At 52.0% G+C, this 7,500-nt stretch carries 6 tRNA genes and 6 rRNA genes (2 of these 12 cut by a window edge); all 12 read right to left on the bottom strand.

What is annotated here, in order from left to right:
* Window positions 1–1,407, bottom strand: a 16S ribosomal RNA gene (locus MHB62_RS01000); it reaches 143 nt to the left of the window's first position.
* 186 nt (window positions 1,408–1,593) lie between these two features.
* Window positions 1,594–1,709, bottom strand: a 5S ribosomal RNA gene (gene rrf / locus MHB62_RS00995).
* A gap of 55 nt (window positions 1,710–1,764) precedes the next feature.
* Window positions 1,765–4,692, bottom strand: a 23S ribosomal RNA gene (locus MHB62_RS00990).
* A gap of 167 nt (window positions 4,693–4,859) precedes the next feature.
* A 16S ribosomal RNA gene (locus MHB62_RS00985) occupies window positions 4,860–6,409 on the bottom strand.
* Window positions 6,410–6,580: 171 nt separating this feature from the next.
* Window positions 6,581–6,656, bottom strand: a tRNA-Ala gene (locus MHB62_RS00980).
* A gap of 8 nt (window positions 6,657–6,664) precedes the next feature.
* Window positions 6,665–6,741 (bottom strand) — tRNA-Pro (locus MHB62_RS00975).
* Between the two features lie 27 nt (window positions 6,742–6,768).
* Window positions 6,769–6,845 (bottom strand) — tRNA-Arg (locus MHB62_RS00970).
* A 31-nt stretch (window positions 6,846–6,876) separates the two neighbouring features.
* Window positions 6,877–6,951: transfer RNA gene (locus tag MHB62_RS00965), tRNA-Gly, on the bottom strand.
* 56 nt (window positions 6,952–7,007) lie between these two features.
* Window positions 7,008–7,080 (bottom strand) — tRNA-Thr (locus MHB62_RS00960).
* 2 nt (window positions 7,081–7,082) lie between these two features.
* Window positions 7,083–7,157 (bottom strand) — tRNA-Asn (locus MHB62_RS00955).
* 45 nt (window positions 7,158–7,202) lie between these two features.
* Window positions 7,203–7,318 (bottom strand): 5S ribosomal RNA (gene rrf, locus MHB62_RS00950).
* A gap of 55 nt (window positions 7,319–7,373) precedes the next feature.
* Window positions 7,374–7,500 (bottom strand): 23S ribosomal RNA (locus MHB62_RS00945); it runs 2,801 nt beyond the window's last position.
* Together the 16S, 23S and 5S rRNA genes with 6 tRNA genes alongside form the textbook arrangement of a ribosomal RNA operon.

Below are 7,500 nucleotides of genomic sequence, written 5' to 3'. Positions count from 1 at the left end.
GGTGTGTACAAGGCCCGGGAACGTATTCACCGCGGCATGCTGATCCGCGATTACTAGCGATTCCAGCTTCACGCAGTCGAGTTGCAGACTGCGATCCGAACTGAGAACAGATTTGTGGGATTGGCTTAACCTCGCGGTTTCGCTGCCCTTTGTTCTGTCCATTGTAGCACGTGTGTAGCCCAGGTCATAAGGGGCATGATGATTTGACGTCATCCCCACCTTCCTCCGGTTTGTCACCGGCAGTCACCTTAGAGTGCCCAACTGAATGCTGGCAACTAAGATCAAGGGTTGCGCTCGTTGCGGGACTTAACCCAACATCTCACGACACGAGCTGACGACAACCATGCACCACCTGTCACTCTGCCCCCGAAGGGGACGTCCTATCTCTAGGATTGTCAGAGGATGTCAAGACCTGGTAAGGTTCTTCGCGTTGCTTCGAATTAAACCACATGCTCCACCGCTTGTGCGGGCCCCCGTCAATTCCTTTGAGTTTCAGTCTTGCGACCGTACTCCCCAGGCGGAGTGCTTAATGCGTTAGCTGCAGCACTAAGGGGCGGAAACCCCCTAACACTTAGCACTCATCGTTTACGGCGTGGACTACCAGGGTATCTAATCCTGTTCGCTCCCCACGCTTTCGCTCCTCAGCGTCAGTTACAGACCAGAGAGTCGCCTTCGCCACTGGTGTTCCTCCACATCTCTACGCATTTCACCGCTACACGTGGAATTCCACTCTCCTCTTCTGCACTCAAGTTCCCCAGTTTCCAATGACCCTCCCCGGTTGAGCCGGGGGCTTTCACATCAGACTTAAGAAACCGCCTGCGAGCCCTTTACGCCCAATAATTCCGGACAACGCTTGCCACCTACGTATTACCGCGGCTGCTGGCACGTAGTTAGCCGTGGCTTTCTGGTTAGGTACCGTCAAGGTACCGCCCTATTCGAACGGTACTTGTTCTTCCCTAACAACAGAGCTTTACGATCCGAAAACCTTCATCACTCACGCGGCGTTGCTCCGTCAGACTTTCGTCCATTGCGGAAGATTCCCTACTGCTGCCTCCCGTAGGAGTCTGGGCCGTGTCTCAGTCCCAGTGTGGCCGATCACCCTCTCAGGTCGGCTACGCATCGTTGCCTTGGTGAGCCGTTACCTCACCAACTAGCTAATGCGCCGCGGGTCCATCTGTAAGTGGTAGCCGAAGCCACCTTTTATGTTTGAACCATGCGGTTCAAACAACCATCCGGTATTAGCCCCGGTTTCCCGGAGTTATCCCAGTCTTACAGGCAGGTTACCCACGTGTTACTCACCCGTCCGCCGCTAACATCAGGGAGCAAGCTCCCATCTGTCCGCTCGACTTGCATGTATTAGGCACGCCGCCAGCGTTCGTCCTGAGCCAGGATCAAACTCTCCGATAAAGTAGTTTGACTGACTACGCACATCGCTGTGCGATTTTTAAAAACTGAATTAACAGGTACGTTTTGTCTTGTTTAGTTTTCAAAGATCATTTTGTTTGTCCGCTTTGTTAAAGCAACTTTATTAGTATACAATGTCACTTCTTCAAAGTCAATAACTTTTTTAAAAAATTACACTAATGTGCAATTGCTTGGCGGCGTCCTACTCTCACAGGGGGAAACCCCCGACTACCATCGGCGCTGAAGAGCTTAACTTCCGTGTTCGGTATGGGAACGGGTGTGACCTCTTCGCTATCGCCACCAAACAAATTGAGAGTGTTCTCTCAAAACTAGATAACAGGTGTGACATCATTCAAAAATATGGTTAAGTCCTCGATCGATTAGTATCTGTCAGCTCCATGTGTCGCCACACTTCCACCTCAGACCTATCAACCTGATCATCTTTCAGGGATCTTACTTCCTTGCGGAATGGGAAATCTCATCTTGAGGGGGGCTTCATGCTTAGATGCTTTCAGCACTTATCCCGTCCGCACATAGCTACCCAGCGATGCCCTTGGCAGAACAACTGGTACACCAGCGGTGCGTCCATCCCGGTCCTCTCGTACTAAGGACAGCTCCTCTCAAATTTCCTGCGCCCGCGACGGATAGGGACCGAACTGTCTCACGACGTTCTGAACCCAGCTCGCGTACCGCTTTAATGGGCGAACAGCCCAACCCTTGGGACCGACTACAGCCCCAGGATGCGATGAGCCGACATCGAGGTGCCAAACCTCCCCGTCGATGTGGACTCTTGGGGGAGATAAGCCTGTTATCCCCGGGGTAGCTTTTATCCGTTGAGCGATGGCCCTTCCATGCGGAACCACCGGATCACTAAGCCCGACTTTCGTCCCTGCTCGACTTGTAGGTCTCGCAGTCAAGCTCCCTTGTGCCTTTACACTCTGCGAATGATTTCCAACCATTCTGAGGGAACCTTTGGGCGCCTCCGTTACCTTTTAGGAGGCGACCGCCCCAGTCAAACTGCCCACCTGACACTGTCTCCCCGCCCGATAAGGGCGGCGGGTTAGAAGGTCAATACAGCCAGGGTAGTATCCCACCGATGCCTCCACCGAAGCTGGCGCTCCGGTTTCCAAGGCTCCTACCTATCCTGTACAAGCTGTACCAACATTCAATATCAGGCTGCAGTAAAGCTCCACGGGGTCTTTCCGTCCTGTCGCGGGTAACCTGCATCTTCACAGGTACTATAATTTCACCGAGTCTCTCGTTGAGACAGTGCCCAGATCGTTGCGCCTTTCGTGCGGGTCGGAACTTACCCGACAAGGAATTTCGCTACCTTAGGACCGTTATAGTTACGGCCGCCGTTTACTGGGGCTTCAATTCGCACCTTCGCTTACGCTAAGCGCTCCTCTTAACCTTCCAGCACCGGGCAGGCGTCAGCCCCTATACTTCGCCTTACGGCTTCGCAGAGACCTGTGTTTTTGCTAAACAGTCGCCTGGGCCTATTCACTGCGGCTCTCTCGGGCTTGCACCCTAACAGAGCACCCCTTCTCCCGAAGTTACGGGGTCATTTTGCCGAGTTCCTTAACGAGAGTTCTCTCGATCACCTTAGGATTCTCTCCTCGCCTACCTGTGTCGGTTTGCGGTACGGGCACCTCTCACCTCGCTAGAGGCTTTTCTTGGCAGTGTGGAATCAGGAACTTCGCTACTATATTTCGCTCGCCATCACAGCTCAGCCTTATGGGAAACGGATTTGCCTATTTCCCAGCCTAACTGCTTGGACGCGGATATCCAATACCGCGCTTACCCTATCCTCCTGCGTCCCCCCATTGCTCAAATGGTGAGGAGGTGGTACAGGAATATCAACCTGTTGTCCATCGCCTACGCCTTTCGGCCTCGGCTTAGGTCCCGACTAACCCTGAGCGGACGAGCCTTCCTCAGGAAACCTTAGGCATTCGGTGGAGGGGATTCTCACCCCTCTTTCGCTACTCATACCGGCATTCTCACTTCTAAGCGCTCCACCAGTCCTTCCGGTCTGGCTTCACAGCCCTTAGAACGCTCTCCTACCACTGTTCGAAGAACAGTCCGCAGCTTCGGTGATACGTTTAGCCCCGGTACATTTTCGGCGCAGAGTCACTCGACCAGTGAGCTATTACGCACTCTTTAAATGGTGGCTGCTTCTAAGCCAACATCCTGGTTGTCTAAGCAACTCCACATCCTTTTCCACTTAACGTATACTTTGGGACCTTAGCTGGCGGTCTGGGCTGTTTCCCTTTCGACTACGGATCTTATCACTCGCAGTCTGACTCCCAAGGATAAGTCATTGGCATTCGGAGTTTGACTGAATTCGGTAACCCGGTAGGGGCCCCTAGTCCAATCAGTGCTCTACCTCCAAGACTCTTACCTTGAGGCTAGCCCTAAAGCTATTTCGGAGAGAACCAGCTATCTCCAGGTTCGATTGGCATTTCACCCCTACCCACACCTCATCCCCGCACTTTTCAACGTGCGTGGGTTCGGGCCTCCATTCAGTGTTACCTGAACTTCACCCTGGACATGGGTAGATCACCTGGTTTCGGGTCTACGACCACGTACTCATGCGCCCTATTCAGACTCGCTTTCGCTGCGGCTCCGCATCTTCTGCTTAACCTTGCACGGGATCGTAACTCGCCGGTTCATTCTACAAAAGGCACGCCATCACCCGTTAACGGGCTCTGACTACTTGTAGGCACACGGTTTCAGGATCTCTTTCACTCCCCTTCCGGGGTGCTTTTCACCTTTCCCTCACGGTACTGGTTCACTATCGGTCACTAGGGAGTATTTAGCCTTGGGAGATGGTCCTCCCGGATTCCGACGGAATTTCACGTGTTCCGCCGTACTCAGGATCCACTCAGGAGAGAACGAAGTTTTGACTACAGGGCTGTTACCTCCTATGGCGGGCCTTTCCAGACCTCTTCATCTACCTCGTTCCTTTGTAACTCCGTACAGAGTGTCCTACAACCCCAAGAGGCAAGCCTCTTGGTTTGGGCTAATCCCGTTTCGCTCGCCGCTACTCAGGGAATCGCATTTGCTTTCTCTTCCTCCGGGTACTTAGATGTTTCAGTTCCCCGGGTCTGCCTTCTCATATCCTATGAATTCAGATATGGATACCACTCCATTACGAGTGGTGGGTTTCCCCATTCGGAAATCTCCGGATCAAAGCTTGCTTACAGCTCCCCGAAGCATATCGGTGTTCGTCCCGTCCTTCATCGGCTCCTAGTGCCAAGGCATCCACCGTGCGCCCTTTCTAACTTAACCGTTAAAAAGAATCACTATGTGATATCTTGTATTACTTGAATGTGATGTCTACTGTTATCTAGTTTTCAAAGAACACGTTTCGAAGGAATGATCCTTCAAAACTAAACAAGACAGGGAACGTTCTGTTTATAAGACCCAAGGTCTTATATTCCGTATAATATCCTTAGAAAGGAGGTGATCCAGCCGCACCTTCCGATACGGCTACCTTGTTACGACTTCACCCCAATCATCTGTCCCACCTTCGGCGGCTGGCTCCTAAAAGGTTACCTCACCGACTTCGGGTGTTACAAACTCTCGTGGTGTGACGGGCGGTGTGTACAAGGCCCGGGAACGTATTCACCGCGGCATGCTGATCCGCGATTACTAGCGATTCCAGCTTCACGCAGTCGAGTTGCAGACTGCGATCCGAACTGAGAACAGATTTGTGGGATTGGCTTAACCTCGCGGTTTCGCTGCCCTTTGTTCTGTCCATTGTAGCACGTGTGTAGCCCAGGTCATAAGGGGCATGATGATTTGACGTCATCCCCACCTTCCTCCGGTTTGTCACCGGCAGTCACCTTAGAGTGCCCAACTGAATGCTGGCAACTAAGATCAAGGGTTGCGCTCGTTGCGGGACTTAACCCAACATCTCACGACACGAGCTGACGACAACCATGCACCACCTGTCACTCTGCCCCCGAAGGGGACGTCCTATCTCTAGGATTGTCAGAGGATGTCAAGACCTGGTAAGGTTCTTCGCGTTGCTTCGAATTAAACCACATGCTCCACCGCTTGTGCGGGCCCCCGTCAATTCCTTTGAGTTTCAGTCTTGCGACCGTACTCCCCAGGCGGAGTGCTTAATGCGTTAGCTGCAGCACTAAGGGGCGGAAACCCCCTAACACTTAGCACTCATCGTTTACGGCGTGGACTACCAGGGTATCTAATCCTGTTCGCTCCCCACGCTTTCGCTCCTCAGCGTCAGTTACAGACCAGAGAGTCGCCTTCGCCACTGGTGTTCCTCCACATCTCTACGCATTTCACCGCTACACGTGGAATTCCACTCTCCTCTTCTGCACTCAAGTTCCCCAGTTTCCAATGACCCTCCCCGGTTGAGCCGGGGGCTTTCACATCAGACTTAAGAAACCGCCTGCGAGCCCTTTACGCCCAATAATTCCGGACAACGCTTGCCACCTACGTATTACCGCGGCTGCTGGCACGTAGTTAGCCGTGGCTTTCTGGTTAGGTACCGTCAAGGTACCGCCCTATTCGAACGGTACTTGTTCTTCCCTAACAACAGAGCTTTACGATCCGAAAACCTTCATCACTCACGCGGCGTTGCTCCGTCAGACTTTCGTCCATTGCGGAAGATTCCCTACTGCTGCCTCCCGTAGGAGTCTGGGCCGTGTCTCAGTCCCAGTGTGGCCGATCACCCTCTCAGGTCGGCTACGCATCGTTGCCTTGGTGAGCCGTTACCTCACCAACTAGCTAATGCGCCGCGGGTCCATCTGTAAGTGGTAGCCGAAGCCACCTTTTATGTTTGAACCATGCGGTTCAAACAACCATCCGGTATTAGCCCCGGTTTCCCGGAGTTATCCCAGTCTTACAGGCAGGTTACCCACGTGTTACTCACCCGTCCGCCGCTAACATCAGGGAGCAAGCTCCCATCTGTCCGCTCGACTTGCATGTATTAGGCACGCCGCCAGCGTTCGTCCTGAGCCAGGATCAAACTCTCCGATAAAGTAGTTTGACTGACTACGCACATCGCTGTGCGATTTTTAAAAACTGAATTAACAGGTACGTTTTGTCTTGTTTAGTTTTCAAAGATCATTTTGTTTGTCCGCTTTGTTAAAGCAACTTTATTAGTATACAATGTCACTTCTTCAAAGTCAATAACTTTTTTAAAAACTTTTGGTGGAGCCTAGCGGGATCGAACCGCTGACCTCCTGCGTGCAAAGCAGGCGCTCTCCCAGCTGAGCTAAGGCCCCATAAAAAATGGTCGGGAAGACAGGATTCGAACCTGCGACCCCATGGTCCCAAACCATGTGCTCTACCAAGCTGAGCTACTTCCCGATTTCCTATCTATTCTATTAAAAGATATGGCGCGCCCGAGAGGAGTCGAACCCCTAACCTTTTGATCCGTAGTCAAACGCTCTATCCAATTGAGCTACGGGCGCAATTCAATTTACAATATCCCGTTAGGATAAATGGAGCGGAAGACGGGATTCGAACCCGCGACCCCCACCTTGGCAAGGTGGTGTTCTACCACTGAACTACTTCCGCATATCGCAATAAAAAAAGCTTTCTCCTTATGAGAAACCTTGGTAATAATACATTTAAGCTTCCAAGCGGGCTCGAACCGCTGACCTCTTCCTTACCATGGAAGTGCTCTACCTGCTGAGCTATGGAAGCAATGGCTCCGCAGGTAGGATTCGAACCTACGACCGATCGGTTAACAGCCGATAGCTCTACCACTGAGCTACTGCGGAATAATATAAAGCTTCATAAACAAACATGGTAGAATTAATAAATCTGCTTGGCGGCGTCCTACTCTCACAGGGGGAAACCCCCGACTACCATCGGCGCTGAAGAGCTTAACTTCCGTGTTCGGTATGGGAACGGGTGTGACCTCTTCGCTATCGCCACCAAACAAATTGAGAGTGTTCTCTCAAAACTAGATAACAGGTGTGACATCATTCAAAAATATGGTTAAGTCCTCGATCGATTAGTATCTGTCAGCTCCATGTGTCGCCACACTTCCACCTCAGACCTATCAACCTGATCATCTTTCAGGGATCTTACTTCCTTGCGGAATGGGAAATCTCATCTTGA

This window comes from Bacillus sp. FSL K6-0255 (assembly GCF_045040725.1).
In the GTDB taxonomy this organism is placed as follows: Bacteria; Bacillota; Bacilli; order Bacillales; family Bacillaceae; genus Bacillus; species Bacillus subtilis.
The sequence above is the reverse complement of the archived record's forward strand: the minus strand, read 5'-3'. Positions and strand labels throughout refer to the sequence as shown.